Source organism: Mycobacteroides sp. PCS013 (genome assembly GCF_049532645.1).
Classification (GTDB): domain Bacteria; phylum Actinomycetota; class Actinomycetes; order Mycobacteriales; family Mycobacteriaceae; genus Mycobacterium; species Mycobacterium gwanakae.
Genome location: NZ_CP150131.1, coordinates 1,752,251 through 1,778,623, shown reverse-complemented (window position 1 = coordinate 1,778,623; position 26,373 = coordinate 1,752,251). Strand labels below are relative to the sequence as shown.

25 protein-coding genes are annotated in these 26,373 nt (G+C 65.0%); 14 read left to right on the top strand and 11 right to left on the bottom strand.

Features of this window, described 5'->3' with window-relative positions; all coding sequences use genetic code 11:
- Window positions 1-91 precede the first annotated feature (91 nt).
- Window positions 92-508, top strand: a complete 417-nt coding sequence (locus RHO23_RS08680; RefSeq protein WP_030093419.1) for a DUF5313 domain-containing protein — start codon at window positions 92-94, stop codon at window positions 506-508.
- A 7-nt stretch (window positions 509-515) separates the two neighbouring features.
- Here the strand turns inward: RHO23_RS08680 and RHO23_RS08675 are convergent, their stop codons facing one another.
- The 3 genes from RHO23_RS08675 to RHO23_RS08665 all read right to left on the bottom strand — a co-directional run bounded on the left by RHO23_RS08675 (window position 516) and on the right by RHO23_RS08665 (window position 2,329).
- Entirely contained in the window at window positions 516-1,262 is a 747-nt protein-coding gene (locus RHO23_RS08675; RefSeq protein ID WP_070941166.1) for a DUF6498-containing protein, read from the bottom strand.
- Between the two features lie 74 nt (window positions 1,263-1,336).
- A complete protein-coding gene (locus RHO23_RS08670; RefSeq protein ID WP_030093417.1) occupies window positions 1,337-2,095 on the bottom strand; it encodes a hypothetical protein in 759 nt (252 codons plus the stop codon).
- Between the two features lie 33 nt (window positions 2,096-2,128).
- A complete protein-coding gene (locus tag RHO23_RS08665; RefSeq protein ID WP_030093416.1) occupies window positions 2,129-2,329 on the bottom strand; it encodes a hypothetical protein in 201 nt (66 codons plus the stop codon).
- A gap of 158 nt (window positions 2,330-2,487) precedes the next feature.
- Between RHO23_RS08665 and RHO23_RS08660 the strand changes: the two genes are divergently transcribed.
- Entirely contained in the window at window positions 2,488-2,925 is a 438-nt protein-coding gene (locus RHO23_RS08660) for a nitroreductase family deazaflavin-dependent oxidoreductase (protein WP_030093415.1), read from the top strand.
- Window positions 2,922-4,181, top strand: coding sequence for a threonine ammonia-lyase IlvA (ilvA, locus tag RHO23_RS08655; protein ID WP_070941047.1), 1,260 nt, complete (start codon window positions 2,922-2,924; stop codon window positions 4,179-4,181). The genes RHO23_RS08660 and ilvA overlap by 4 nt, the downstream gene beginning before the upstream one ends.
- Window positions 4,182-4,187: 6 nt before the next feature.
- Here the strand turns inward: ilvA and glgX are convergent, their stop codons facing one another.
- Both glgX and RHO23_RS08645 read right to left on the bottom strand, forming a co-directional pair.
- On the bottom strand, window positions 4,188-6,329 hold the full coding sequence (glgX, locus tag RHO23_RS08650) for a glycogen debranching protein GlgX (protein ID WP_057965883.1): 2,142 nt from the start codon (window positions 6,327-6,329) through the stop codon (window positions 4,188-4,190).
- 39 nt (window positions 6,330-6,368) lie between these two features.
- Entirely contained in the window at window positions 6,369-8,549 is a 2,181-nt protein-coding gene (locus tag RHO23_RS08645; protein WP_070924264.1) for an acyltransferase family protein, read from the bottom strand.
- Window positions 8,550-8,671: 122 nt separating this feature from the next.
- Here RHO23_RS08645 and RHO23_RS08640 point away from each other — a divergent pair, with 122 nt between their 5' ends.
- From RHO23_RS08640 to bioD, 3 genes are read left to right on the top strand one after another with little or no spacing between them, the layout of a single operon-like run.
- Window positions 8,672-9,994, top strand: a complete 1,323-nt coding sequence (locus RHO23_RS08640) for an adenosylmethionine--8-amino-7-oxononanoate transaminase (protein WP_206193545.1) — start codon at window positions 8,672-8,674, stop codon at window positions 9,992-9,994.
- A 54-nt stretch (window positions 9,995-10,048) separates the two neighbouring features.
- The gene (locus RHO23_RS08635; protein WP_064408922.1) at window positions 10,049-11,194 is read left to right on the top strand and encodes an 8-amino-7-oxononanoate synthase; all 1,146 of its coding nucleotides are present in this window, start codon (window positions 10,049-10,051) and stop codon (window positions 11,192-11,194) included.
- The gene (bioD, locus tag RHO23_RS08630) at window positions 11,191-11,874 is read left to right on the top strand and encodes a dethiobiotin synthase (protein ID WP_057965880.1); all 684 of its coding nucleotides are present in this window, start codon (window positions 11,191-11,193) and stop codon (window positions 11,872-11,874) included. The genes RHO23_RS08635 and bioD overlap by 4 nt, the downstream gene beginning before the upstream one ends.
- Here the strand turns inward: bioD and RHO23_RS08625 are convergent.
- Window positions 11,867-12,541, bottom strand: coding sequence for a TetR family transcriptional regulator (locus tag RHO23_RS08625; protein WP_081346397.1), 675 nt, complete (start codon window positions 12,539-12,541; stop codon window positions 11,867-11,869). The two genes, bioD and RHO23_RS08625, sit on opposite strands and share 8 nt — an antisense overlap.
- Window positions 12,542-12,602: 61 nt before the next feature.
- Here RHO23_RS08625 and bioB point away from each other — a divergent pair, with 61 nt between their 5' ends.
- From bioB to RHO23_RS08610, 3 genes are read left to right on the top strand one after another with little or no spacing between them, the layout of a single operon-like run.
- Window positions 12,603-13,637 carry a biotin synthase BioB gene (gene bioB, locus RHO23_RS08620; protein WP_030093407.1) on the top strand — a complete coding sequence of 345 codons (1,035 nt, stop codon included), beginning with the start codon at window positions 12,603-12,605 and terminating at the stop codon, window positions 13,635-13,637.
- Window positions 13,634-13,882 carry a hypothetical protein gene (locus RHO23_RS08615; RefSeq protein ID WP_081346398.1) on the top strand — a complete coding sequence of 83 codons (249 nt, stop codon included), beginning with the start codon at window positions 13,634-13,636 and terminating at the stop codon, window positions 13,880-13,882. The genes bioB and RHO23_RS08615 overlap by 4 nt, the downstream gene beginning before the upstream one ends.
- On the top strand, window positions 13,879-14,568 hold the full coding sequence (locus RHO23_RS08610) for a DUF2567 domain-containing protein (protein ID WP_423488938.1): 690 nt from the start codon (window positions 13,879-13,881) through the stop codon (window positions 14,566-14,568). The genes RHO23_RS08615 and RHO23_RS08610 overlap by 4 nt, the downstream gene beginning before the upstream one ends.
- On the opposite strand, the gene RHO23_RS08605 is transcribed toward RHO23_RS08610, so the two are convergent.
- Window positions 14,552-16,045: a malate:quinone oxidoreductase gene (locus RHO23_RS08605; protein WP_109535810.1), complete on the bottom strand. Its 1,494-nt coding sequence runs from the start codon at window positions 16,043-16,045 to the stop codon at window positions 14,552-14,554. The two genes, RHO23_RS08610 and RHO23_RS08605, sit on opposite strands and share 17 nt — an antisense overlap.
- Window positions 16,046-16,111: 66 nt before the next feature.
- On the opposite strand from RHO23_RS08605, the gene RHO23_RS08600 reads away from it, so the two are divergent.
- A complete protein-coding gene (locus tag RHO23_RS08600) occupies window positions 16,112-17,026 on the top strand; it encodes a LysR family transcriptional regulator (RefSeq protein ID WP_070941043.1) in 915 nt (304 codons plus the stop codon).
- Here RHO23_RS08600 and RHO23_RS08595 read toward each other — a convergent pair.
- The gene (locus RHO23_RS08595; protein ID WP_070941042.1) at window positions 17,023-18,717 is read right to left on the bottom strand and encodes a hypothetical protein; all 1,695 of its coding nucleotides are present in this window, start codon (window positions 18,715-18,717) and stop codon (window positions 17,023-17,025) included. The genes RHO23_RS08600 and RHO23_RS08595 overlap by 4 nt on opposite strands.
- Before the next feature lie 158 nt (window positions 18,718-18,875).
- Window positions 18,876-20,099 (bottom strand): FAD-dependent monooxygenase, encoded by a 1,224-nt coding sequence (locus RHO23_RS08590; protein ID WP_070941041.1) that lies wholly within the window; start codon window positions 20,097-20,099, stop codon window positions 18,876-18,878.
- Window positions 20,100-20,180: 81 nt separating this feature from the next.
- Between RHO23_RS08590 and RHO23_RS08585 the strand changes: the two genes are divergently transcribed.
- Window positions 20,181-20,717: a TetR/AcrR family transcriptional regulator gene (locus RHO23_RS08585; RefSeq protein ID WP_070941040.1), complete on the top strand. Its 537-nt coding sequence runs from the start codon at window positions 20,181-20,183 to the stop codon at window positions 20,715-20,717.
- Between the two features lie 7 nt (window positions 20,718-20,724).
- On the opposite strand, the gene RHO23_RS08580 is transcribed toward RHO23_RS08585, so the two are convergent.
- Together RHO23_RS08580 and RHO23_RS08575 are read right to left on the bottom strand one after the other, a co-directional pair.
- Window positions 20,725-22,047, bottom strand: a complete 1,323-nt coding sequence (locus RHO23_RS08580) for a lipase family protein (protein ID WP_070941039.1) — start codon at window positions 22,045-22,047, stop codon at window positions 20,725-20,727.
- Window positions 22,048-22,112: 65 nt separating this feature from the next.
- Window positions 22,113-22,832, bottom strand: coding sequence for an NUDIX hydrolase (locus RHO23_RS08575; RefSeq protein WP_064410317.1), 720 nt, complete (start codon window positions 22,830-22,832; stop codon window positions 22,113-22,115).
- An 83-nt stretch (window positions 22,833-22,915) separates the two neighbouring features.
- Here RHO23_RS08575 and nadA point away from each other — a divergent pair, with 83 nt between their 5' ends.
- The 3 genes from nadA to nadC are packed head-to-tail and all read left to right on the top strand — an operon-like array spanning window position 22,916 to window position 26,372.
- Window positions 22,916-23,944, top strand: a complete 1,029-nt coding sequence (gene nadA / locus RHO23_RS08570) for a quinolinate synthase NadA (RefSeq protein WP_046253784.1) — start codon at window positions 22,916-22,918, stop codon at window positions 23,942-23,944.
- Window positions 23,941-25,512: an L-aspartate oxidase gene (locus RHO23_RS08565; protein ID WP_070941038.1), complete on the top strand. Its 1,572-nt coding sequence runs from the start codon at window positions 23,941-23,943 to the stop codon at window positions 25,510-25,512. The genes nadA and RHO23_RS08565 overlap by 4 nt, the downstream gene beginning before the upstream one ends.
- On the top strand, window positions 25,506-26,372 hold the full coding sequence (gene nadC / locus RHO23_RS08560) for a carboxylating nicotinate-nucleotide diphosphorylase (RefSeq protein WP_070941037.1): 867 nt from the start codon (window positions 25,506-25,508) through the stop codon (window positions 26,370-26,372). The genes RHO23_RS08565 and nadC overlap by 7 nt, the downstream gene beginning before the upstream one ends.
- The last annotated feature ends 1 nt before the right edge of the window (window position 26,373 follow it).

The following is a 26,373-nucleotide window of genomic DNA, read 5'->3' as shown; positions in this document are numbered from 1 at the left end:
CCTGACGGCTCTCGTCGGGGCCTTACCTGTACTCAGCAGGGCTGTCTGCTGCTCACTCCGGCGAGAGCCGCATAAGACGCCAGGAGTGTGTATGACAACGGATCGGCCCACCGCGGGGCAGTACATCACCTACGCCTACGGAAAGCGCTTGCCCGACTCGATGCGGGATTGGGTGACCAACGATCTGTCCGGCCCCGGAGCGGTGCGGCGGCACATGATCCGGTACGTGATTCCGCCGCATTTCATCCTGGCGCCGTTCTGGCTCCTACCGGGTGGACTGCTGTTGCATGTGGCGATCACCCTGCCCATCTACGTCTGGGCGATCCTGATGACCCACGCTCTCAACAAGATCTGGCGCCGCTACCGGTTGGCCCAGCACGATCTGGACCCGAAACTCGCCGATATCGGTAACCGCGAAAAGCATGCGCGCAAGCACCAGACCTATGCCCAGCGCTACGGCGCGCGCCCGGAGTCGACCGACACCTACTCCAGCAGCGACCCCATCTGAGAAGCGTTCAACGCCGCGTCCCTGCCCAGGGCTCTTCATTCTTCTTCCGCCGTGCCGCCTCGGCGTTCCGGTCCTTGGCCCATTGCTGCTCGAAGGTCAGTCCGGGCCGTGCGCTGGGGATCCGGTTCATCGCCCGGCTGAGCCAGCGCGGCGGGGTGGCCGGCTCCCATTGCGGGAACGTGACACTGAGCGAATACATGGTCTTCAGAACGACGAACACGCCGAACAGCGCGGAGGGCGCGTCGGTGACCGCGACCGCGAACATCCCGAAAATCAAGGTGAGGTGCACGACGGCAACGCGCATGAAGCCGCGGCTTGCCATCACCTCCAGCTGCCAGAAAGACCAGCGGCGCAGTGATGGAAGATCGATCAGAAAGTCGACGGCCAGCGCGACAAGAACCTGCAAGCATCCGAATACGACAGTGTGCCAATCGATGCCAATCAGTGCGGCCTTGCCGTTGTGGGTGAGTAGCAACACGATGACGGCCAGGAAGAACCCGTGCGCCGCCGAAAAGATGAGAGTCGTGAAGAGGAATCCCTTGATGAAGGAAGTTCGGGAGTAGCGCTGATCCGGTCCCGGTGCCTCGTACCGGAAGTGCCCGTGGCGCGGACTCCACCGCTTGTGAAGAAGTGCCCGGAGTGCGACGAACAGGGACGCCACCACGGTCTCGAACCAGTAGACAGCCAGCGTCGTGCCGGCGGTCCACCCGCCCACGAACCAGCCGGTGAGGGGAATCGCGTTCACCGCGAGCATCGTGGCCAGGTGCAGAATCCGGTTGAGAGTCCCGGGGACCTCCGATGTCGTGGCCGAGCCCTGCGGGATCACCACTAGCCCAGAATGTTCACGGCGCGGGCCAGCACCAGCGCCACAGTGGACAGCGCGACCATCGACTGCAGGGTCATCAGCATCTTCGCCCAGCGCGACAAGGGCATGGTGTCGGTGGGGGAGAACGCGACGACGTTGGTGAAGCTCACGTAGAGGTAGTCAGGGAACTTCGGGCGCCAATCTGGCGGAGCGAGTTCGGGATTGGCCATCTGCGGAAACATGAAATCCGGGTGCGGCCGTTCGGTGGTGTGGCGCGCGAACGGTCCGCCGCGGTCGAACTCCCAGTACCACATGCCGAACACGATGATGTTGGTGATGAAGATGGCCAGGCCACTGCCCAGGAGTACCCGCGGATTGTCACCCATCTGCCCGGTGACGATCTTGTAATCCAGCAGCGCCGCCGAGATGGTGTTGTCGGCGGTGATCGCAGCGATCAGCACATATGTCGCCCAACGCCCGAGAGTTGTTGAACGCGTGAACTTTATCGGGTTCAGGATCACCAGGACTACCAGGAGCGCGGACTCAAGGGCCGGGAGCGGCCAACGCGGCGTCAGATTGAACTGTGCGGGGATGGCCAGCTGAAGGCCGATCGCCGCGACAAGAGCGATAAGAACCGGTATTCGGCTTTCCGGAGCGCCGGGGCGCAACCAGGAAGGGAGATGTTTCTCGGCGGCCAGTACGTCATCGGTCACCTCGTGGGCCAGCCGCTCCATGCGGTGCTCACCGGGATGCCCGGCGGCCGATTGGCTTGGTGAAGACATGGGGATGTATTACACCCCGTTGGATGGTTCTGCTCAGTGAATGAACGAGCCGGTCAGCCAGACCATGCTGGCCACAGCGGCGGCCGAGAGCACCGCGGTCGACAGCGATGCCACCAGCAAGAGCGCCACCACGAACACCGCCGTGCCGACTCCCAATGCCAGCAGCTTGTAGGCGGGCACGGCGGCGACGTCAATCGGCCGCACTCCATGTGCTGCGCGCTCGAACGTCGTCATGAATGAAGGATATGCCTAACCGGGAAGTTCGGTCAACCGAACACTCCCATCGTGGCCTCTAAAACTAAAGTCGCGGGGTGTCCGATGCGGGCAGGGCTGCCGGGCGTTCGGCATTATCGGCGTGATTCCCCGATGCCTGGGGCGATACAGTTGTCGGCATGCCATTAACCGGTGAATACGAACCCAGTGGACTCGATTGGTCGCAGAAGCAGGTGGCCAAGATCATCGAGAGTGGGACCACCGACGGCATCACCATTGCGGACATGCCGGTGATCCTGCTGACCACACTGGGCGCGAAGTCCGGCAAGCTGCGCAAGATCGCCCTGATGCGCGTGGAGCACAACGGTGAGTACGCCATCGTGGCCTCGCTGGGCGGTGCACCCAAGAACCCCGTCTGGTACTACAACGTCAAAGAGAACCCGCTCGTCGAGCTGCAGGACGGCAGCATCACCAAGGACTACCAGTCACGCGAGGTGGTCGGCGACGAGAAGGCACAGTGGTGGGATCGCGCCGTCGAGGCCTACCCGCCGTATGCGGAATACCAAACCAAGACCGACCGTCAGATCCCGGTTTTCGTGCTGACACCTGTCTCTTGAGCACGGCTCAGGCCGTCACCGCCAGTGATATCGACGCGGCGGCCAAGCGCATCGACGAGGTGGTGCACCCGACTCCCGTCCAGCACGCCGATCGCCTGTCGGCGCTCACCGGGGCCAACGTCTATCTCAAGCGTGAAGATCTGCAATCGGTTCGCTCGTACAAGCTGCGTGGTGCGTTCAACCTCTTGATGCAGCTCAGCGACGAGGAGAAGGCTGCGGGCGTCGTGTGCTCCAGCGCCGGAAACCACGCCCAGGGGTTCGCGTTGGCCTGCAATTCGATGGGTGTACACGGGCGTGTGTACATCCCCAGTAAGACTCCGAAGCAGAAGCGGCAACGGATCATCTATCACGGCAACGGGTTCGTTGAGCTCATCGCTGTCGGGCACGGCTACGACGAGGCGGCCGCGGCGGCCAAGGCCGACGCCGAACGCACCGGGGCCACCCTTGTTCCGGCGTTCGACGATCCGCGGACCATTGCCGGGCAGGGCACCATTGCCGCCGAGATCCTCGACCAGCTCGATGTCCGGCCGGACGTTGTGGTGGTCCCGGTCGGTGGCGGCGGGTGCATCTCCGGGATCGTCACGTACCTGCGGGAACGGGCTCCTCAGGTGCGGGTCGTCGGTGTCGAGCCGGCCGGTGCGGCGTGCATGGCGGCCGCGATGCGGGCCGGTGGACCGGTCCCACTCGATCATGTCGATCCGTTCGTCGACGGCTGCGCGGTACAGGTGGCCGGCGCGGTTCCGTACCGGCTACTGGCTGCGGCCGGAGAGACATTGACGTTGATGACCGTCGACGAAGGTGCCGCTTGCACGGCCATGCTCGAGCTGTACCAGAACGAAGGCATCATCGCCGAGCCCGCCGGCGCGCTGTCGGTCGCCGCGCTGTCAGAACTGGAGCTGGCCCCCGGTGAGACGGTTGTCTGCCTGATTTCCGGTGGCAACAACGATGTGTCGCGGTACGGCGAGATCCTGGAGCGCTCATTGGTGCACCTGGGGCTCAAGCACTACTTCCTGGTCGACTTCCCGCAGGAGCCGGGTGCATTGCGCCGATTCCTGGGCGACATACTCGGGCCCAACGACGACATCACGCTGTTCGAGTACGTCAAGCGGAACAACCGCGAGATGGGTGCCGCCCTGGTGGGCATCGAGCTCAGCAGTGCCGAGGATCTCGCGGGCTTGCTGGACCGCATGTACGCGTCGGACCTTGATATCGAACGGCTGGAACCGGATTCGGCGGCATTCCGCTACCTGACGTAGCGCCGGCTATCCGCTCTTGCGCAGCACGACCAGGGCGCGGTCCTGCACGCGCACGGCCTTGCCCGCGTCGACTATCGCCGAGCATTGTCCGTCGGGTTCGGCAGTGTCGAGGACGGCTGTCCACTGCGTCGCATAGTCGCCGTCGGGTGTCACGAAATCCAGCGGTTCGTCATAGGCGTTGAAACACAGCAGGAACGAGTCGCCCGACACACGTTCGCCGCGGGCATTGGGTTCGGGGATCGCATCGCCGTTGAGGAAGACGGCCAGACTCTTGCCGAAACCGCTGTCCCAGTCGGCCGTGGTCATTTCCTCGCCCGCGGGTGTCAGCCACGCGATGTCGCGTACCTCCTCGCCCTCGCGGATGGGTCGTCCGGCGAAGAAGCGGCGGCGGCGGAACACCGGGTGCTGTTTACGCAGCGCGATCACCGTTCTGGCGAACTGCAGCAGGTCGGAATTTGTTTCAGCCAGCTCCCAGTCCATCCAGGACAGTGTCGAATCCTGGCAGTACACGTTGTTATTGCCCTGCTGGGTGCGGCCGATCTCGTCGCCGTGCGAGAGCATCGGCGTGCCCTGACTCAGCACCAGGGTCGCGAAAATGTTGCGCATCTGGCGGGCACGCAGCGCCAGAATCTCCGGATCATCGGTGGGACCCTCCACACCGCAGTTCCACGAGCGGTTGTGAGTTTCTCCGTCCCGGTTGTCCTCACCATTGGCCTCATTGTGTTTCTCGTTGTACGAGACCAGGTCTCGCAGTGTGAAGCCGTCATGCGCGGTGACGAAGTTGATGCTCGCACTGGGGCGGCGCCCGGTCGCCTCGTAGAGATCTGAGGAGCCGGTGAGGCGCGAAGCGAATTCGCCGAGGGTGGCGGGCTCTCCGCGCCAGTAATCACGGACGGTGTCGCGGAACTTCCCGTTCCATTCGGTCCACAAGCCGGGGAAGTTGCCCACCTGGTATCCGCCCTCGCCGATATCCCAGGGTTCGGCGATCAGTTTGACCTGACTGACGATCGGGTCTTGCTGCACCAGGTCGAAAAAGGCGGACAGGCGATCGACGTCGTGCAACTCGCGGGCCAGGGTCGAGGCCAGGTCGAACCGGAATCCGTCGACATGCATTTCGGTGACCCAGTAGCGCAGCGAGTCCATGATGAGCTGCAACGTGTGCGGGTGGCGAGCGTTGAGACTGTTTCCCGTCCCGGTGTAGTCGGTGTAGCGCGCGAGGTTGTCGTCGTTGAGTTTGTAGTAGGCGCGATTGTCGATGCCGCGGAAACTCAGGGTCGGGCCGATGTGATCGCCCTCGGCCGTGTGGTTGTAGACGACGTCGAGGATGACCTCGATACCCGCCTCGTGCAGAGCGCGAACCATTGCCTTGAATTCGGCGACGGCGCCGCCCGCGTGCGGCGATGACGCGTACCCCGCATGCGGAGCCAGGAATCCGAAGGTGTTGTACCCCCAATAGTTTCGCAACCCGAGGGCAATCAGCCGGCTGTCTTGGAAGAACTGGTGCACGGGCATCAGTTCAATGGCGGTGACACCGAGGGAACGCAGGTGCTCGATGACGACCGGATGCGCCAGACCGGCGTAGGTGCCCCGAAGCTCCTCGGGAATTCCGGGATGGGTCTGTGTCATGCCTTTGACATGAGCCTCGTAGATCACCGTCTCGTGATATGGAGTGCGTGGGCCACGATCCGAACCCCAGTCGAAGTAGGGGTTGATGACCACAGAGGTCATGGTGTGGCCCAGCGAGTCGCGTGCGACGAGTGTCTCGGTGTCCAGTGGATCGGTCTGGTACGAGAGCAGCGGCGGATCCGCCTCGGGGGTGTAGCCGAACTCGCCGTGAAAGGCCTTGCCGTACGGGTCGAGGAGCAGCTTGTTGGGGTCGCAGCGGTGCCCGGCCTCAGGCTCCCAGGGACCGTGTACCCGGAATCCGTAACGCTGGCCGGGGGAGACGGTTGGCAGGTAGCAGTGCCACACGTACCCGTCGACCTCATCGAGTGGCACACGGGTTTCCGTGCCGTCCTTGGCGATCAGGCACAGTTCGACGGCCGTCGCGACCTCGGAGAACAACGAGAAGTTGGTGCCGGCTCCGTCATAGGTGGCGCCCAGCGGATACGGGTTGCCCGGCCATACCTGAAGTGGTGGCAGGGTCATAGTGATAGACCCTATCGGTCTACACCGGAATCGCGCGCCTCACTTGCCTGGCGGGGTGGTCCGCCACCAACCGGTCGCGAGCGCGATCTGGCGTCCCAGCTCCTTGGTCATCGTGCGCATGTAGGTCGCCGAGATGTGGTGAGAATCGTGATACACCAACACGTTTCCTTCAACTACACGACATTTGTCGGAACGGCAGACGGCCTTGGTCATATCGAGAATCTTGAGCAGTGGGAACTGATTCGCGATGGCGAGCGTGGGATTCACGTCATCGAGCGCGCGGTTGCGATCCATGGCGCACGAATCGGAGGTTCCCCCCGCCGAAATGCAGTCGGCGGCGGTGTAGGTGGTGCCGTCCCTGTCGATCAGCCAGGGCGTGTCGCGCATCCCGAGAACAGGAATCCCCGCCTCGTCGAACGCCGACCAGATGCCCAGGTAGCTATCGGGCATCACATCGCCGGTGCCAAGCGCGGAGCGCGGTCGGGTGGTGGTCGTGAAGACGTAGTCGGGGTGTTCCTTGATCAACCGCGCCATCACCTCGTCGACCCATTTCTTGCAATCGGGGTATGGGTCGTTAGACCCGGCGATGCGGGGGACCTCTTCGGTACTGAGCGGGCAACCCATCTTGAGATAGGTGGTGATCTTGAAGTTGTGTTGGCGCCCCAGAATGTCGAGGGCGGTGATCCAGTGTTCGGCATGCGACCCACCGGCCAGTGCGATGGTTCGCGTGGCGTGCGGATTGCCGTAGGTACAGGTGATTACCGCGCGATTGCGGAAGTCGCTGATGCAGTCCTGCTCGGTGGTGATGGGCAGGTCGTCGGAGGCCTCCAGGGTGGTGGGCCGCATCGGGAGGTCGGGCACGCGGTCGCCGTAGAGCAGGGCTCCGGCACCGGGGTAGTCCCGTGGACGCAGGCCGGAGAGCTCCTTGCCGTTGGACCGTTGCACCGTGACATGTTCGAGCCAGGTGAATGAGGTGGCGGTCAGCGCGACCGCCATCAACACGATGGAGGTCCCGAGCGCCAAGGTGGGGCGCCGCAGCCTGGTCCATAGCGTGGAGGGCTTGGCGACCGGCCGGGGGTAGCGCAGGGGAGTCTCGACGTATTTGTTGGTCAGGTAGGCCAACGCCAGGGATATGCCGAGGATGGCGGCACCTTCCCACAAGGAGACCTTGGGCTGACCGCTATAGACCAGCCAGTAGACCAGCAGCGGCCAGTGCCATAGGTAAAGGGAGTAGGCCAGTGATCCCAGCTCGACCAGGGGCCTGGTGGCCAGGAACCGGTTCGCCGCCGGTTGTGGTGTGTCGGTGGGCAGATTCGCCGCCGACAAGATGAGGACGAGTGTGGCGACGACGGGTACCAGGGCCAGCGGGCCCGGGAACTCCCGCACGCCGTTGATGAGCGCGCCACAGGACAGGATCGTCGCCAGCGCCGCGATGCTCAGGACCTGGCGAAGCCACATCGGCCAGCGGGTTCCGGCCACTAGCGCGCCCACCAGCACGCCGAGCAGCAACTCCCACGCCCGCGCGAACGTGTTGTAGTAGGCAATCGACTGGAAGTCGAGATGTGCGTAGATCGCGTACCCGAACGATGCGGCGGTCAGGCTTGCGATCACGGCCACCAGGACGGTGCGGATATGCCGGCCGAGTGGTTTGCGCAGCAGAACCGCCAGCAGATACACCAACGCCAGGAAACCGACGTAGAACTGGCCCTGAACCGACATCGACCAGAGGTGCTGGAGTGGGCTGACCGACTCGCTGGCTGCCAGATAGTCGGCGGCGGTGTTGGCCAGCTCCCAGTTCTGGTAGTAGCCGAGGCTGGCCAGACTCTGCTCGGCGAATGTCTCCCACCGGGTCTCGGGTTGCACTAAGACGGTGAGTACGGCACAGGCCGCCAGCACCAGAACCAGCGCGGGGAGCAAGCGCCGGACCAGTCGCTTCAGTACCGGTACGGGGTTGAGCGAGGCTCCCTGTGTAGTCGCTGTGCGTAGTAGCTTGCTGCCGTAGAAGAAGCCCGAAAGGGTTAAGAAAACGTCAACTCCACCCGACACCCTGCCGAACCAGACGTGAAACACCGCGACCAGAAAAATCGCGATTCCGCGCAATCCGTCGAGGTCGTGCCGATAAAACCCCTTGCTGCTCTTGGGTTTTGGGGTGGCGTCCATCGCCGCGGTGGGAGGCACCTCGGGATCGGTCACGGGTTTGGTTGCTGAGACGAAGAACATTTTCGCCCCCAATGTACCCATGGTTGCCGAGAGTCTCCGCAGGTGCGCGCCAACGGCGTGTGCGCACGAGGCGAATGGCTCCGTGCCGAGGGTTTGTGACAGGCTCGATGATTGTGCCGAGGTTGACACCCGATGAAGTCGGAGCCGTCGATGCTGCGCATCTGTGGCATCCGTACAGCGGGATCGGTGATCCCGATGCCGCTCAACGGCCGCTGGTGGTGACCAGTGCGAGCGGTCCGAACATCACGGTGGTGCGTGATGGCCGATCGGTCGAGGTGCTCGACGCGATGAGCTCATGGTGGTCGTGCATCCACGGCCACGGCCATCCCGCGCTGGACCGTGCGGTGACCGAACAGTTGGCCTCGATGAGCCATGTCATGTTCGGTGGGCTCACCCACGAACCTGCCGCGCGCCTCGCCCAGCTGCTGGTGGAGCTGACTCCGGCCGGTCTGGAAACGGTGTTCTTCTGCGACTCCGGATCGGTATCGGTGGAAGTGGCGATCAAGATGGCGCTGCAGTACTGGCGCAGCCTGGGGCTGCCGGCCAAACATCGTCTGATGACTTGGCGCGGGGGGTATCACGGCGACACCTTCGCCCCAATGAGCGTGTGCGATCCGGAAGGCGGCATGCACTCGCTGTGGACAGATGTGCTGGTCGAGCAGGTCTTCGCCGAGAAGGTTCCCCACGCCTACGACGACGAGTACACGCGGCGTTTTGAGGCAGAGCTGACCGAGCATGCCGCGGAACTGGCGGCCGTCATCGTCGAGCCGGTGGTTCAGGGTGCCGGCGGAATGCGGTTCCACGATCCGCGCTATTTGGCAGAGCTACGCGCCATGTGCGACCGGCACGGTGTGCTGCTGATCTTCGACGAGATCGCGACGGGCTTCGGGCGCACCGGTGAGCTGTTCGCAGCCGACCATGCCGGGGTCAGCCCCGACATCATGTGTGTGGGTAAGGCGATGACCGGTGGCTATCTGACCCTGGCCGCCACGCTGTGTACCGCGAAAATCGCGCGCACCATCAGTGACGGTGCGGCGGGCGCGCTCATGCACGGCCCGACCTTCATGGCCAACCCGTTGGCCTGCGCGGTGGCGGTCGCTTCGATAGAACTGCTGCGATCAGGGGATTGGAAATCGCGGGTTACGGCGATCTCCGAGGGCCTGCGCAGCGGCCTGGCGCCCGCTGCTGATCTCGATGGAGTTGCCGATGTGCGGGTGTGCGGCGCCATCGGGGTGATTGACATGCAACTGCCCTTGGGGCAGCAGGGCATGCGCATCGCCACCGATGCGGCGCTCGACGCCGGGGTGTGGCTGCGGCCGTTCCGGACCTTGATCTACACGATGCCGCCGTACATCTGCAGCGGGGACGAGATACAGCGGATTGCCGATGCGATGGTGCGTGCGGCGGCGGCGGTGGGGGCCGCGTCGCCAGGCCGAACGCCGTGACGGGAGCTTCCACGTGTGCGCTAACCTGAACACCGTTCAGGAGAGGAGGCGTCGGTGGTCGAGGCATCATCACCGCTTGCCTGGTTGGGTGAGGTGGAGCGTCAACGGGAAGCCGCCGGACTGCGTCGGCGGCTACGTACCCGCAGTGCCGCCGAGCCCGAGATCGACCTGGCGTCCAACGACTACCTGGGCCTGGCGCGACACCCGGAGGTGATCGAGGCCGGCGTCGAAGCCCTGCGGGTGTGGGGCGCGGGCTCCACCGGTTCGCGCCTTGTCACCGGCAACACCGAACTGCATGAAGAGCTTGAGCGGGAGCTCGCCGACTTCATGGGCACACAGTCGGCACTGGTCTTCTCCTCGGGGTACACCGCCAATCTCGGTGCGGTGGTGGCACTTTCCGGTCCGGGAACGCTCATTGTCTCCGATGCGCGCACGCACGCCTCGCTGATCGATGCTTGCCGCCTGTCGAGGGCGCGCGTTGTGGTGACGCCCTATCGCGATACGCAGGCGGTGGCCGCGGCCCTGGCGCAACGCCCCGAGGAACGCGCACTTGTCCTCACCGATGCGGTCTTCAGTGCCGATGGCGCACTCGCACCACTGACCGACCTGTACGGGGTCTGTCGCAGTCACGCAGCGGTGCTGTTGGTCGATGAGGCGCACGGGCTGGGTGTACGCGGAGCCGGTGGTCGCGGGCTGGTCGCCGAAGTAGGTCTTGCCGGACGTGAGGACCTCGTCGTCACCGTCACGCTTTCCAAGGCCCTGGGTAGCCAGGGTGGGGCGGTGTTGGGCTCGGAGGCTGTTCGCGCACATCTGGTCGACGCCGCGCGGCCGTTTATCTTCGACACCGGTCTCGCTCCAGCCGCGGTCGGGTCGGCGCTGGCGGCGTTGCGCCTGATGGCTGCCGAGCCGGAACGGGTTCACGCCGTCCTTGACCACGCGGCCACGCTCGGTCAGTGGTGCGGTTTGGCGGATAGGCCTGAGTCCGCTGTGGTGCCGGTGGTGCTGGGAGACCCCACGGTCGCGTTCAACGCCGCCAAGGCATGCCTGGAGCAGGGTGTCCGGGTGGGCTGCTTCCGTCCGCCGTCGGTCCCCGAAGGGCAGTCACTGCTGCGCCTGACGGCGCGCGCTTCCCTCACCGATGCCGATATGGATCGGGTACGTGAGGTGCTCGCCGGAGTATTAGCGCTGGCCCGCCGATGACGGTCCTCCTGGTCACCGGAACATCGACGGGAGTGGGGAAGACGGTGGCCACCGCGGCCCTGGCCGCGGCCGCGGTGAGCCAAGGCATTGAGGTGACGGTGTGTAAACCGGTGCAAACCGGCGAGGACCGTGACGCCGACGAGGTTGCCCGGCTGTCCGGGGTGACACGCGTCGAGACCTTGGCGCGTTATCCCGAACCGCTTGCTCCGGTGGCTGCGGCATCGCGGGCGGGCCTTCGCCTGCTGGACCACGTGCAGATGGCCACGGCGATATTCGCCCTGGACCGGCCCGGAGCACTGACGCTGGTCGAAGGCGCGGGCGGCCTGCTGGTGGAGTTGGCCGCCGGGGGGAAGACCCTGCGCGATCTGGCGATTGTTCTGGACGCGCCGGTGCTGGTGGTAACCACCGCCGACCTGGGCACGCTCAACCACACCGCTCTCACGCTGGAGGCGCTGGCGGCGCAGTCAGTGCCCTGTGCCGGCCTGGTGGTGGGGAGTTTCCCGGCAGAGCCGGATCTGGCCCAGCGGCTCAATCGTGAGGACCTGGCGAACCAGTTCCAGACGCCGGTGCGTGCGGTGATTCCCGAGGGGGCCGGACGGCTGATGCCCGCGGTCTTCGCCGAGATGAGCGTCGCGCTCTTCGACCCGCAGTGGGTCAAGGAGCTGGTGGCCTCTAACTGATCGGGCTGGACTGGCGGGCCAGCTGGCCGATGCCGTCCACCAGAAGGCGCACACCAAATCCGAACTGCGCGGTGGGGTCCGTCAGCCCCGCGCCGTCGGCGAGCAATGACTGGCCGTCTTGCAGCGCACCGGCCGAATCCCACTGCAGCCGGGACTGCTCGTCGGCGACATAACCCAAGACGTAGTAGACGATGCTGCGGGCGGCCAGGGCTGCCGGTACCGCGCCCAGTCCGGAGGTGACGGCGGCCTCGGCCAAGCGGTTCACCACCGTGATCATGTGGGAGGTCTGGCCAGAGGCGAAGCTCGCCGACACCAGCTCCGCTCCGTCCTTGTGGGATAGCAGAGCGTCACGCAAGGCGGCACACAGGAATTCGATGCGCTGCTGCCAGGGCACGTCGCGACAATCAGTTTCGGCCAAGGGCGCCAGCACGTGATCGGCGACCGCGCCGAGCAGCTGCTGTTTGTTCGCGAAGTGCCAGTACAGCGCGCTCGGCGCGATATCGAGTTCACGAGCCAGCCGGCGCATCGTGAGATCCGCGATCCCGTAGTCGTCGAGAATCGCGGTGGCCCGGCGCACCAGGTCGTATCGGTTCAGCGCCCTACGCTCTTCGCGCAAGCGGCTCATCGGTGGGGCGGCGCGCCCCTTGTTTGGCTCGGTGATGGCCATACTCTAACCTGAACACCGTTCAGGATTGAGTATCAGGTTTGGACCTAGTGAGGAGCGCTGCGTGACTCAGGCAGCCGAAGCAACCACCGCGGGCGATACGGATCGCGACATACTGGCTACCGCCCGTGAGCAGGTGCTCGAGCAGGGGGTGGGCCTGACGCAGGATCAGGTCCTGCGCGTGCTCCAGCTTCCCGATGAGCGCCTCGAGGAGCTGCTCGCACTCGCGCACGAGGTCCGGATGCAGTGGTGTGGCCCCGAGGTCGAGGTCGAGGGCATCATCAGCCTCAAGACGGGTGGCTGCCCTGAGGACTGCCATTTCTGCTCGCAATCCGGTCTCTTCGCTTCTCCGGTACGCAGCGCATGGCTCGATATCCCGAGCCTGGTCGAGGCCGCAAAGCAGACCGCGAAGTCCGGCGCCACCGAGTTCTGCATCGTGGCCGCGGTTCGTGGCCCCGACGAGCGCTTGCTGGCTCAGGTCGCTGCCGGTATCGAGGCCATTCGCAATGAGGTCGACATCCAGATCGCCTGCTCGCTAGGCATGCTGACTCAGGAGCAGGTGGATCGCCTCTCGGCAATGGGCGTGCACCGCTACAACCACAATCTCGAAACAGCCAAATCGCACTTCCCGAACGTGGTCACCACGCACAGCTGGGAGGAGCGCTGGGACACCCTCCGGATGGTTCGCGAGGCGGGCATGGAGGTCTGCTGCGGCGGCATCCTCGGTATGGGTGAGACGCTTGAGCAGCGCGCCGAATTCGCCGCCAACCTGGCCGAGCTGGAACCCGATGAGGTTCCGTTGAACTTCCTGAACCCGCGCCCCGGAACGCCTTTCGGAGATCTTGAGGTGCTCCCGGCCGCTGACGCGCTGCGCGCCGTTGCCGCGTTCCGTCTCGCGCTGCCGCGCACCATGCTGCGCTTCGCCGGCGGTCGTGAGATCACCCTCGGTGATCTGGGTGCCAAGCAGGGCATTCTGGGCGGTATCAACGCCGTCATCGTCGGCAACTACCTGACGACACTGGGCCGTCCGGCCGAGGCAGACCTGGAACTGCTCGTCGATCTGCAGATGCCGATCAAGGCACTCAACAGCAGCCTGTGACCAATAGCCTGTACGTGATGGGTACAGAACCGGTAGCCGCCGGTAAGTACAACGTGTACACCGGCGAATCAATGGACGGGTTGACTGGTCTGGTCATGCCGACGGCGGCACAGCTTGGCTTGGAGCCGCCGCGATTCTGTGCGGCGTGCGGGCGGCGGATGATCGTGCAGGTGCGCCCGGATGGTTGGCACGCGAAGTGTTCACGTCATGGTGAGACGGACTCCAAGCAGCTCGAGCAGCGATGAGCGCCGGCGAAGAGCCCGCGGCGCCCGCGATAGTCACCTCGGCGGTCGTGGATCAGGCTGTCGCGCCGCGTTTTTCACACGTCAAGGCGGCCACGGTGGTTTTCGGTGTCCTGAGCGTTGCAGGGGTACTGGTGGGGGCGCTGTGGAGCGTCATCGCACCGGGTGTGCACGGCGCCATCGCCGATACCCGGGACAACGGCCGCGTGTTTGTTCATCTGGGCAATCAGGCCGACAACTTCTTCATCGCGACCACGCTGCTGACGGGGATGGCGGCGGTGGTTGCGGTGGTCGTATCGGCCGCGGCCTGGCAGTGGCGGGCGCATCGTGGCCCGGTGATGGTGGGCGGGATCGCCCTGGGCGCCCTGGCAGGCTCGGCGCTCGCGGCCGGTGTCGGGGCCGCACTGGTCCGGTTGCGTTACGGGGCACTGGATATCGCCGGTTCCCAGCTCGACGAGGGACATCGGATCAAGTACGTCGTCGAGGCTCCCGCTGTCTTCTACGGTCACACGCCCGCTCAGATCGCCGTCACCCTGGCGCTGGCTCCGTGTTTGGCGGCGGTCACGTACATGTTCTGTGTAGTGGCTTGTGTGCGTGACGATCTCGATGCCTGGCCACCGGTGACTGGCCCGCTGTACCGGGTGCCCGTGACCGTCCCGCCGGTCGACGGCGTCAACTCGACGGCCTAGTTTCGTCGAGGCCCAGCGCGCGTGCGGTGACCCGTACGGAGTCGGTGACGGCCGCCGTATCCCAGACGGGGCCCGCGGCACCCGGGATTGCGGTGAACATCGTTGTGCGCCACGACGTGTGCCAGCGCTCCGGGAAGCAGCGTTGGAGGGCGTCGAGCATGATCGGAACCGCCGTGGAGGCGCCGGGGGAGGCGCCAAGTAGCCCCGAGATGGTGTGGTCCGCGTTGACCACCAGTTCGGTGCCTTGCTGGAGTACGCCCACGCGCCGGCGATCCGGCCTGATGAGTTGTGCCCGTTGACCTGCCGGGACAAACTCCCAATCGCCGGGCTCGGCGGTGGGGTAGTAGCGGCGCAACTGGGCGAATCGTTGGCGGGGGCCCGCCACCAGCTGTGTGATCAGGTATCCGATCAGTGCAAGATTCTGGACGAGCGCGGCCGCGATCACATGCATGTTGTGCCAGCGCACCGTGGTGAAGAAATCGATCCATCGGCCGTGTTTGAGGAGCTTGGTGCTGAATGTCGCGTAGGGGCCGAACATCAGATACGGCCGCCCGCCAACCAGGCGTTTGTCCAGGTGCGGTACCGACATCGGCGGTGCGCCGACGGGTGCCTGGCCGTAGACCTTGGTCGTGTGCCGGTTCGCCACGCCGGGATCCCCGCACCGCAGGAACGCGGCACCTACGGGTAGGACAGCGTAACCACGTACCTCGGGAAGCCGGGCGCGTTGCAGTATCCTCAGCGCGTGCCCGCCAGCGCCGACGAACACGCTGCGGGCTCGTATGGTGAAGTCGCCATGGGGATTTAGCCCATTCACCATCCATGAGCCGTCGCGGCCCCGGTTGAGTATGCGTACCTCATGTTCCAGGCGCACCTGTGCACCGCGATCGGTGATCATCTGTGTCAGCGCACGCGTGAGGGCGCCAAAATCGACATCGGTCCCGTCGGGATGCAGGGTGGCGGCGACGGGTTCATCGGGTGCGCGGCCACGCATCACCAGCGGCGCCCAGTCCTCGATGGTGGTGGGGCAATCGCTGAACCGAATTCCCGTGAACATCGGCTCGGCAGAGAGTGTTTCGTATCGACGCCGCAGATAGTCGATATCCCGGTGGCCGAACACCACGTCCATGTGTGCTGCCGGGTGAATGAACGCATCGGGCTCGAGCAGACCGTTCTCGGCGAGATAGGACCACCACTGACGGCTGAGGTGGAACTGCCGGGCGATCCCGGTGGCTTTCGCGCCGTCCGCGGGATCGGGCATGTAGTTGAGTTCACAGAATCCGCTGTGCCCGGTGCCGGCGTTGTTCCAGGGACCACTGCTCTCGGTGGCGAGCGCGTCGGCGCGTTCCAGCAGCACAATTCGCCATTCGGGCTCCAGGATTGACAGCATCGAACCCAAGGTCGCCGACATGATGCCGCCACCGATCAACACCACATCAGCATCGTCATGGGCACCGGAGGTGCGCGGGACGTTCGTCATGGCGTCCACCATCCGCCGCCGATATTCATTCCGTCCAATGAATGATTGGGCAAGTACCATCCGATAATGGATCAATGGACATCTCAACTGGCTCCCCAGCTGCGGGCACTCGTGGAGTTGTCCGCGCATGACGGGCATATGACGCAGGCAGCACTGGCGCTGGATATTCCGCAGTCGTCGATGAGCCGGCGAATCCACTCGCTGCAAACGGCGCTGGGGGTGCCACTGCTTATTCATGACGGAAGGACGGTTCGGCTAACCCCTGAGGCGCGTCGCCTCGCGGCCCGGGCGCGTGAGCCCCTGGCCGAACTCGATCGCACTCTTGGCGAGCTCACCGGAGATGCGGACCCGGAGCATGGGACGGTGCGTTTCGGGTTCCCGCTCACCATGGGGTCGGGCCATATCCCCGATCTGCTCGCTGCGTTCCGGCACCGACACCCGGGTATCCGGGTACTGCTCAAACAGGCGCACGGAACAGAGCTCGGCGCAGAGCTGATGACCGGGAATCTCGACCTCGCCGTCGTGATTCCCGCGCCAGAGCGTCTGCACCACACCACGATCGGTGCGCAGCGGATTCAGGTCGCGGTACCCATGGATCACCGGCTCGCCGGGGAGGCCGGGCTACGCCTGGACCAGCTGACCGGCGAGACATTCATCGCCAATCCGCCCAGCTACAACCTTCGGCAGCTCACCGAGACTTGGTGTCGTGCAGCGGGTTACGTCCCGAATATTGCCATCGAAGTCACCGAGTTCGGCACGATCCGTGAACTCATCAGCCGGGGGCTTGGCATCGCACTGCTGCCGCATGACGACCGCACACCACCAGGTATCCGCGAGATACCGCTGGTCGGCGATGGCTACCACCGATCAATTGCGCTGGCGTGGGGCACCTCCACCCGTGCCGCATCTACTCAGCGCCTGAATGACTTTCTGCTGCAGAATTTCTCGCCGACGGCCATCAACAGCGCTGAGACCGCTTAGTCGTGGCCGCCGCCGCTCGACTTAGACCCGTCACTACCTGACTTGGACGAGCCGCTTGCCGATCCGGCGGACTTGCTCGCCGAGTCGTGCGCCGTCGACGTACTCGGCGGCTTGGATCCGGAGCTCTTGGACTCGGATGGCTTGGTGACCGATGTCTTGGTTTCCGATGTCTTGGTTTCCGATGTCTTGGTCTGGGAAGTCTTCGTCTCCGAGGTCTTTGTCTCGGAAGATTTCGACTCCGCACCCTGTGCCGGGGTATCGGAGGTCTTGCCTGTCGGGTTCTGGGAGCCCGGGGCGGACCCCGCAGGGTGTCCGGTGGTCGACTGCGAGATGGGTCCGCGGACGGTGCCCTGTGCGCTGACGGTGCCGTGCTCGGTGGTGCTGGCGGCGGGAGCCTTCGGTTTGGCCGGCTTGTCGGTGTTGTCCTTGATCACCGCGGCGGTGGGTGCCTTATCTTCCTTAGTCGAATCCTTCAGATTCTCTACATCTTTGGCTGGCTTGGTACCCGTGAGCGCCTCGCCGGAATCTCCCGGGGTACCGGCCGCCGCGCTGCCGGGCGTGGGGTCTTTAGGAGCGTCCTTGGGCGACTGATTGGTGGCGCCGGGCGCGGTCTCCTTGGTGTCGGAGATTGCCTTCACGTCCGTCTTCGTGTCCTTGTCGACGGCCGCGGTGGCGGCCTTGTCTTTGCCCAGAGTCTTGGTCTCGGTGCGGTCCTTGCTATCAACAGCCGCGGTGGTTGCTGCCGCGGTCTTGTCGTCTTCCTTAGCGGCGCCGTTGGTGATGTCTGTGGTGGTTTCCGCTGTGATGGCGGTCTTTTCGAGACTTGCGAGTTTCTGATCGGCTTTCGTCAGGCCCAGAGTCTCTGCGAAATGCGCCTGGGCGTCCTTGAAGGCCTTGGTGAACGGCGCCAATGCCTCGTGAATGGAAGTGGGCGTCGCACCGACCGATTCGGCCGTCGCTTGCAGGGCCAAACCGGGCAGCGGCGGCAGTGGTGGCAGGAAGTAGCGTGCCTCTGCCCACGCGAAATTGATGACGGAGTTGACGATGTCACTGCCGAATCGTCCGAACGAGTTGACGATGTTGGAGAAGCTGGGGTCGTTGATGATCGGGTCGACGAGGTTGTAGACAAAGCTGTTGGCGATGGGCCGAACAAGATTGTCGTAGACGATGCCGATCTGCGCGCTGACGAGGCCGCCGATGACGGGAACAAACCCCGCACCCCACTGCGCCAGGTCTACGCCGTAATCCACCCAATACTGGATGAACTGATAGGCCTGATCGATGCCATTGGTGATGGAGTTCGCGACAGCGGGACCCGCAGCCGCGGCCACGGGAGCACTGGACCGAGACGGCTCGACGGAGGGGGCGGCCGGTGAGGCTGCAGCCGCACGCGGCTGCGCCAGGAGACTGGCGCTGGTGATCGGAGCGAGCGGGAGCGGCCCGGCCGGTGCGTCGGACGCCCCGGGTGCGCTCGACGGCAGCGGGAACTTCAGCGCGGTCAGCGTGCCCAGCGGGCCGTTGTCGGCTTGTGGTGTGAATGCGAATGAGCTCAGACGAACTGCGGCTGATCGGATGTCGGGGAGCGAGATGGCTTGCGGCGTGCGCGGAACGGCCGTTGGCGCGACAACCAACGCGGTTACGGTGATAGCGGCCATACCCGCCTTGAACATGGGATTGGCGGTCCGGTCCATCTCACTCCTCTGTCTGGTTCGAAGCGACCCGGATGTCAGCGTACGGGGTGCTCACGCGTGAATTGGCCACCGCAACGAGGTGGTGTCGGCTAGCAACGCGCTGATCACCATCGCCAATGACGTTCTGGCGCTTCCTGATCCGGACCGTGGTCGATGTGCTACGGGCGGATCATTCCCTGGTAGTCGCGGATGGCGAAGGTATCGTGGATGCTCAGCGCGCGTGCCGCGACAAGCCGGGAGGCGACGCGTGCCAATGGCGGCGGCAAATGACCAAGGATTCGTGCGCCGTGAACAAGAGTCCACAGTCCGAAACGGTTCCTGGGCACCAATGTGTCCGAAGCGGTCAGGGCCAGTTGACGGCTCCGGCGCACATACTCACCCAGGGCTGCTTCGCAGGCGGGGTAGGCGCCAGTGTGATCGCCTGCCGCGGCCGCGATTTCCCCGGCGAGCACATATGCCCCGACCACGGCCAGACTGGTGCTTCCGCCCACCGCCGGACCCGGGCAGTATCCGGCGTCACCGACGAGCGTGATCCGGCCCTTTGACCAGGTGTCCATCCGCAGCTGGGTGATGGAGTCCATGTAGAACGCGTCGGTCGCGTCCACCTGCGCCAACATCCGTGGCACTTCCCAGCCGAAGTCTGCGAACGCCTCGCGCAATAGCTCCTTCTGCCGTGGTACATCCCGGTGGTGGTACTCAAGTGGTGCCGGCGGGCGGAACAGGAAGAACGCGCGCGCATCCGGGAGTAGTGCGGCGCTGTAGATGCCCGCCATCCGATCGACCCGCGGGAACATCAGAGCGCGGTCGTCCAGCTCTAGGTAGTTGGGTATCGATGCGACCGCGAGATATTCGCCCAGCCAATGCGAATAGCCTGCCTCGGGACCGAATACCAGGTTGCGAACATTCGAGTGCAATCCGTCCGCGCCGATGACGAGTTCGAAGCGGCGTTCGGGGCCCGTCTCGAAAGTGACGTCAACGCCGCTGCCGTCCTCGGTAAGCGTGGTGATCGAGTCGCCGAAGATGTACTCGGCGGTGCAGGAGCTGGTGTCATACAGGATCTCGCTGAGATCGTCGCGCATGATCTCGACGTGGCGCTGCGAGACGGCCGAGAAGATGAGCGCCTCGGGAAGATCCACCAGGTCGGGCTTACCCTCGCGATGGATGGACAGCAGGTCGGTGCCGACCTTACGAGCCTCGATCCTCTCGAGAGCGCCCATCTTCTCCACGATGTCCATCGCGGGTTTGAACAAATCGACGGCATGGCCCCCCGATTTGCGTGGAGTAGGTGAGCGTTCGACCACTGTGACGTCAAATCCATAGTGCGCCAGCCAGTAAGCCAGCGTGGGACCGGCGACGCTCGCGCCAGAAATGAGCACCCGCATGTCCGCCTCCTTACTTAACGATCGGTAAGTAAATCGAGCATACTGCTTACCGACCGGAAAGTCAGCGACTATTATCGGACGATGACCCCCGAAGCGCCCGTAGCGATCAACACCAGGGAGCGCATCCAAGCGGTCGCGCGAGATCTCTTCGCCGAGCAGGGGCTGCGCAACACCAGCTTGCGGGACATAGCGGCCCGGCTGGATATCACCAAGCCCGCTCTCTACTACCACTTTTCGTCGCGTGACGATCTGGTACGGAGCATCGTGCAGCCGATGGTGGACGACCTGGAGGCGTTTTTGGCCACCGGCGGATCACGGGACGCGCGGCAACTGTTGGAGGACTATTTCGACGTGCTGTGGGCGCATCGCGTGGTGCTGGGCATCATCGTGCGCGACCTGGCTACATTAGGACAGATCGAGCTGGGCGAGTGGATGCTCGAATGGCGACGCAAGCTGATCACACTTCTGGCGGGCACCAAACCCTCGCCGGTACAGATGATTCGGGCGACAGTGGCCCTCGGCGGATTGTCGGACTGCACCATCGAGTACGCGGGCCGAACACGTACACAGGTCAAGAAGACTGCCGTGGATGCCGCCCTTGCCGCGTTGAACAGCTGACCCTTCTCTAGAGGGGACGGCCGCCTAGCACCTTGGCGCTCACCCAGCCGAGCTTGAACAGGCCCAGGTAGGTCGAGGGCTTCAACGCCAGCGGCCAGCTCGTACGCCGCGGCTCCGTGCCCAGGCCATCGCCGGCGAATCGTGCGCGCAGCCATGCCATCGACATGGGTGCGGACATCGGGTGCAGCAGCAGGTGCTCGTTGAGCAGGTCACGGTGGTAGGCGACGTGGGCGCCACCGCCGCGATAGGTCTCGGCGAGTTCGTCGATGCACGACGTCGAAATGATCTGGTCGTGCACGGCCTGGACGATGAGGACCGGAGGAGTGGGGACGGTCTTTCCGAGCTTGATGCTCTCGAAGACATGCTGCACCTCAGGGGTCTCGAGGAGCTGATCCAGCGGCTGGTCCACCAGATCGTCCATGTCTTTGAAGGCCATGGCGACGATCGCCCGCAAGGTTGGCATGCCTTCGAGCCGACCGAGGAACTCCTTGCCCTGGGGCGTCGCATGCTCCTCGATCACCCGCTCGAGGCCCGGATACACGTGCGTGAGGGCGGCGACGACCAGCCCGGGCAGCGCGGCGAACAGCCCGCCGTTGAGGCGACGGAAGGTATGCCCCAGGTCGCCTACCGGAGAACCGAGGACCGCACCGGCAATATCGAGCTCGGGTGCGTACTCGGCACTGACTTCCGCCGCCCAGGCGGTGGCGAGTCCTCCGCCGGAGTACCCCCACAGTCCGATCGGCGCACGCCGGGACAGCCCGAGGCGCTCACAGTCCAGGGCCGCCCGAATTCCGTCGAGCGCCCGATACCCGGGCTCCTCCGGCGCTCCCCAGGTCCCGTCGACGCCCTCGTGATCGGGTATGGAGACGGCCCAGCCCTGGGCGAGCAGCGCCGCGATCAGGAGCAGTTCGAGCTGCGTGAAGGAGCCGAGCGCATGGGCACCGCGGCGCAAGGCGTAGGAGGGGAAGCACCGGTCGGTGACGGCGTCGATGGCGCATTGGTAGGAGACGATCGGAACGGATGCCGCCGGGTCGGTGCCGGTGGGCGTGAGAACGGTGGTCACCGCCGCTTCAGGGCGGCGATTGAGGTCATTGCTGCGGTACAGCAGCTGCGTCGCGGTGAATCGCTGCGGTATCACGCCCAGGAACCCGATCTCGACATCGCGCGTGCGCAGCACGGTGCCAGGCAGGGCGTGTTCGAATCCGCGCGGCGGCAGATAGAACGGATCCTCGGTGGGTAGCAGCGGGCGCGCGCCGCGCTCGAGCTCCTGATGAGGCGGTTCGCCGATCCACTTGACGTCACCGGATATCGCCAGGTCGTGGGGTGCCATGCCCGAGCTCCCTTCAAGGTCCCTGGCATTCATACCCTAAGAAGACTCTAAGAGGCTAGTCCCCGTCAGCCGGGAGGGCGTAGCGCGGCAAATTCATCGGTGACCCGGTACCGGTCGTCGGTGAATCGGTAGAGCGCGGCGGGCCGACCGCCGCTGCGGCCCGATCGCACGGTGGTCCCGGTCGGGGTGAGCACACCACGCCGCACCAACACGCGCTGCAGATTGGTCGCGTCGACGGGATATCCCAGCGTCGCACAGTAGATGTCGCGGAGCATCGAGAGCGTGAATTCCTGTGGCGCCAAGGCGAATCCGATGTTGGTATACGACATCTTGGCGATTAGGCGGGTATGCGCGTGTTCGACCATCACCTGATGGTCGAAGGCCATCGCGGGCAGCTTGCTCACCCGGTGCCACTGGGTGTCGGCGGGAAGCTCGGGGGTGGCAGGGAAGGGGACGAGGCCGAGGAAGGTCGAGGCGATGGTGCGCGGACCCGGAACACGCCCCGGTGCAGAAAACACGGCCAGCTGTTCGAGGTGTGCCAACTCACGCACGTCCACCTTTTCGGCGAGCTGCCGGCGGATGGAGGAGGGGAGATCCTCGTCGGCGCGGACCCGGCCGCCCGGCAGTGCCCAGGCGCCGCGGTGCGGTTCGAGCGCGCGCTGCCAGAGCAACACGGCAAGTTCGGGAGTGGGCGTCGGTGCATCTGCGCTGGTTGCGGTGTCTTCGAAGTGACGTACTTGGAACACCACGGCTAACACCTCGTGCTCGGTGCTAGTATGGACCATGTTTTCGATCATAAGTCGAAAACCTCGGTCGGCCAAATGCAGCCCGAAGGCTGACCGAGACCCAAGGGCGCGAGGAGGCGGCCATGACGGCAGCTGACGTCGTACTTGACGGCGTGATCGACGGCCCCGGTGGATACACCGGGGTGGAGGGCGATGCCCGTTGGGCCGAGCAAGTGCGTCGGCTGGCCAAGCAGCGCGGTGCCACATTGCTTGCGCACAATTACCAGCTTCCTGCCATCCAGGACGTCGCGGACCATGTCGGCGACTCACTGGCGCTCTCCCGTATCGCCGCGGAGGCGCCCGAGGACACCATTGTGTTCTGCGGTGTTCACTTCATGGCCGAGACGGCCAAGATTCTCAGTCCGGACAAGACGGTGCTCATCCCGGATCAGCGGGCCGGGTGCTCGCTGGCCGATTCCATCACCGCCGAGGAGCTGCGCGACTGGAAGGCCGAGTTTCCCGACGCCGTGGTGGTCTCGTACGTCAACACCACCGCGGCCGTGAAGGCGCTTACCGACATCTGCTGCACGTCCTCGAACGCTGTCGACGTCGTCGCGTCGATCGACCCGGACCGCGAGGTGTTGTTTTGTCCTGACCAGTTCCTCGGCGCACACGTCAAGCGGGTGACAGGCCGTCAGAACATGCAGATCTGGGCGGGCGAGTGCCATGTGCACGCCGGAATCAATGGCGACGAACTTGCCGGACAGGCGCGTTCACACCCGGATGCCGAGCTGTTCGTGCATCCCGAATGCGGATGCGCGACATCGGCTCTCTATCTGGCGGGAGAAGGTGCCGTCCCCGACGACCGGGTGAAGATCCTGTCCACGGGCGGCATGCTCGACGCGGCCCGTGAGACTCGGGCGCGAGAGGTATTGGTGGCCACCGAAGTCGGCATGTTGCACCAGCTGCGCAAGGCCGCTCCCGACGTGAACTTCCTGGCGGTCAACGACCGTGCCTCGTGCACGTACATGAAGATGATCACCCCCGCGGCCATGCTGCGCTGCCTCGTCGAGGGCCGCGATGAGGTACATGTGGACCTGGACACCGCGCGGCTGGCCCGGCGCAGTGTGCAGCGGATGATTGAGATCGGACAGCCCGGCGGCGGAGAATGACGCTACCGGCGGGGACCACCTGGTCGGCCGAGGCCGATGTGGTTGTCGTCGGCGCGGGTGTAGCCGGATTGGCGGCGGCGCTCGCAGCACACCGCCTCGGCCGAAAGGTCGTGGTGCTCAGCAAGGTCGGAGCCACGGCGACGCATTTCGCCCAGGGCGGTATCGCCGTGGTGCTTCCCGATACGGACGATTCGGTCCAGGCGCACGTCCAGGACACACTGACCGCCGGGGCCGGTCTGTGTGACGTCGACGCGGTGCGCTCCATCGTGTCGGACGGCTACCGCGCGGTGCGTGATCTGGTGGAAGACGGTGCCCGATTCGACGAAACACGTACCGGGCAGTGGGCATTGACGCGTGAAGGCGGACACAGCACCCGTCGGATCATTCACGCCGGCGGCGATGCCACCGGCGCGGAGGTGCAGCGGGCACTCGATCACGCCGCGGCGACGCTAGACATCCGGCGCAGTCATGTGGTGCACGACGTTCTCACGGGGCCCGACGGTGTGGGCGGTGTGCTCGTCAAGAACGGCGACGGTCTGGGCGTGATCCGCACCGGGGCCGTGATTCTCGCCACCGGCGGTCTCGGACATCTGTACTCGGCGACCACCAATCCAGCGGGCTCCACCGGCGACGGGATCGCACTGGCCCTGCGTACGGGTGCTCCGGTGGCCGATATCGAGTTCATCCAGTTTCACCCGACCATGCTGCATAGTCCCGGGGCCACCGGCTGCCGTCCTCTCATCAGTGAGGCAGTCCGCGGCGAAGGTGCCGTTCTTGTTGATAAACACGGAGATCCGGTGACCGCCGGGGTGCATCCGATGGGCGATCTGGCACCACGGGATGTGGTGGCCGGAGCGATCGCCCGCCGACTGCGCGAAACCGGAGATCAATGCGTCTACCTCGACGCGCGCGCGATCGGCAACTTCGCGGGCCGATTCCCGACCATCACCGCTGCGTGCGTGGCGGCGGGTATCGATCCCGCGGTCCAGCTCATCCCCGTGGTTCCGGGAGCGCATTACAGTTGCGGCGGCGTTGTCACCGATCCCCACGGCCAGACGGAGATTGCCGGATTATTCGCCGCCGGAGAGGTCGCTCGTACCGGCATGCATGGGGCAAACAGGCTGGCCTCCAACAGCTTGTTGGAAGGACTCGTGGTGGGCAGGCGTGCGGGCGAGGCCGCCGCCCGGGTAGTTGGCCGGTCGGCCATTGCCGCAGATCGTGATCGTGCGCAGACACGCCTCGAACGTCGACGACTTCAGGCAGCAATGACTCGCTGGGCGTCGGTGCTGCGTGATGCGGACGGGCTCAAGCTACTGGACGAGGAGTTACGCTCATGCGTCCCAACATCGTCCGATTCCAGCGGCATGAATCCACGTGATGTGGAAGATGCCGCGCTCACCCTGACCGCCGCCGCTGTGGTCAGTGCGGCCGCTGCCCGCGCCGAATCCCGGGGCTGCCATGCCCGCTCGGATTGGCCGGACACCGATCCCGAGTTTGCCGTGAGTCTTCCGGTGCGCCGCGACGCAGACGGATGTGAAGTTGCGCTACCGTCGGGGGTGCCATGTTGACCGAAACATTGACGGAAACCGAACTCGCCGAGGCGCGTTCGGCAGTTAAGCGTGCTCTTGAAGAAGACCTCCGCTATGGCCCTGACATCACGAGCCAGGCAACTGTGCCCGCCGACGCGGAGTGCAGCGCCTCGATGGTGACACGTTCGGGGGGAGTCGTTGCCGGCATTGACATTGCCCTCATCGTTCTCGACGAGGTTGTCGGCGCAGGGAACTATCGCGTCGATAATCGCCTCACCGACGGCACGCGCGTGGGCACCGGAACGCCGCTGCTCACCGTCACCGCCCCCACTCGCGATCTGCTCACCGCCGAGCGCACCATGCTGAATCTGGTGTGTCACCTCTCCGGAATCGCGACCACCACCGCGGCCTGGGTGGATGCTGTCGACGGAACCGGCGCGCAGATCCGCGATACCCGCAAAACCCTTCCGGGACTGCGACTCCTGCAGAAGTATGCGGTGCGCGCCGGGGGCGGTGTGAACCACCGCCTCGGCCTCGGCGACGCCGCACTCATCAAGGACAATCACGTGGTGGCCGCCGGTTCGGTGGTGGCCGCGTTGCGGGCGGTCCGCGCGGCCGCTCCGAACATCGAGTGTGAGGTCGAAGTCGACTCTCTCGAACAGCTCGACGAGGTCATCGCCGAGGGGGCAGAACTCGTCCTTCTCGACAACTTTCCCGTCTGGCAGACCCAGGTGGCCGCGCAGCGTCGTGATGCACGCGCTCCGCAACTCAAGCTGGAGTCCTCCGGGGGGCTATCGCTGGAAACGGCGGCCGCCTACGCCAAGACGGGTGTCGACTATCTTGCGGTGGGTGCGTTGACGCACTCGGCCCGAGTGCTCGACATCGGTTTGGATATGTAGC

What these genes read in the sequence shown, in the direction of transcription:
- RHO23_RS08680 (WP_030093419.1), top strand. Translation starts at nt 92, where the DNA reads ATGACAACGGATCGGCCCACCGCGGGGCAGTACATCACCTACGCCTAC.
- RHO23_RS08675 (WP_070941166.1), bottom strand. Translation starts at nt 1,262, where the DNA reads ATGCTCGCGGTGAACGCGATTCCCCTCACCGGCTGGTTCGTGGGCGGG.
- RHO23_RS08670 (WP_030093417.1), bottom strand. Translation starts at nt 2,095, where the DNA reads ATGTCTTCACCAAGCCAATCGGCCGCCGGGCATCCCGGTGAGCACCGC.
- RHO23_RS08665 (WP_030093416.1), bottom strand. Translation starts at nt 2,329, where the DNA reads ATGACGACGTTCGAGCGCGCAGCACATGGAGTGCGGCCGATTGACGTC.
- RHO23_RS08660 (WP_030093415.1), top strand. Translation starts at nt 2,488, where the DNA reads ATGCCATTAACCGGTGAATACGAACCCAGTGGACTCGATTGGTCGCAG.
- glgX (WP_057965883.1), bottom strand. Translation starts at nt 6,329, where the DNA reads ATGACCCTGCCACCACTTCAGGTATGGCCGGGCAACCCGTATCCGCTG.
- RHO23_RS08645 (WP_070924264.1), bottom strand. Translation starts at nt 8,549, where the DNA reads ATGTTCTTCGTCTCAGCAACCAAACCCGTGACCGATCCCGAGGTGCCT.
- bioD (WP_057965880.1), top strand. Translation starts at nt 11,191, where the DNA reads ATGACGGTCCTCCTGGTCACCGGAACATCGACGGGAGTGGGGAAGACG.
- RHO23_RS08625 (WP_081346397.1), bottom strand. Translation starts at nt 12,541, where the DNA reads ATGGCCATCACCGAGCCAAACAAGGGGCGCGCCGCCCCACCGATGAGC.
- RHO23_RS08610 (WP_423488938.1), top strand. Translation starts at nt 13,879, where the DNA reads ATGAGCGCCGGCGAAGAGCCCGCGGCGCCCGCGATAGTCACCTCGGCG.
- RHO23_RS08605 (WP_109535810.1), bottom strand. Translation starts at nt 16,045, where the DNA reads ATGACGAACGTCCCGCGCACCTCCGGTGCCCATGACGATGCTGATGTG.
- RHO23_RS08600 (WP_070941043.1), top strand. Translation starts at nt 16,112, where the DNA reads ATGGATCAATGGACATCTCAACTGGCTCCCCAGCTGCGGGCACTCGTG.
- RHO23_RS08595 (WP_070941042.1), bottom strand. Translation starts at nt 18,717, where the DNA reads ATGGACCGGACCGCCAATCCCATGTTCAAGGCGGGTATGGCCGCTATC.
- RHO23_RS08590 (WP_070941041.1), bottom strand. Translation starts at nt 20,099, where the DNA reads ATGCGGGTGCTCATTTCTGGCGCGAGCGTCGCCGGTCCCACGCTGGCT.
- RHO23_RS08585 (WP_070941040.1), top strand. Translation starts at nt 20,181, where the DNA reads ATGACCCCCGAAGCGCCCGTAGCGATCAACACCAGGGAGCGCATCCAA.
- RHO23_RS08580 (WP_070941039.1), bottom strand. Translation starts at nt 22,047, where the DNA reads ATGGCACCCCACGACCTGGCGATATCCGGTGACGTCAAGTGGATCGGC.
- RHO23_RS08575 (WP_064410317.1), bottom strand. Translation starts at nt 22,832, where the DNA reads ATGGTCCATACTAGCACCGAGCACGAGGTGTTAGCCGTGGTGTTCCAA.
- nadA (WP_046253784.1), top strand. Translation starts at nt 22,916, where the DNA reads ATGACGGCAGCTGACGTCGTACTTGACGGCGTGATCGACGGCCCCGGT.
- RHO23_RS08565 (WP_070941038.1), top strand. Translation starts at nt 23,941, where the DNA reads ATGACGCTACCGGCGGGGACCACCTGGTCGGCCGAGGCCGATGTGGTT.
- nadC (WP_070941037.1), top strand. Translation starts at nt 25,506, where the DNA reads ATGTTGACCGAAACATTGACGGAAACCGAACTCGCCGAGGCGCGTTCG.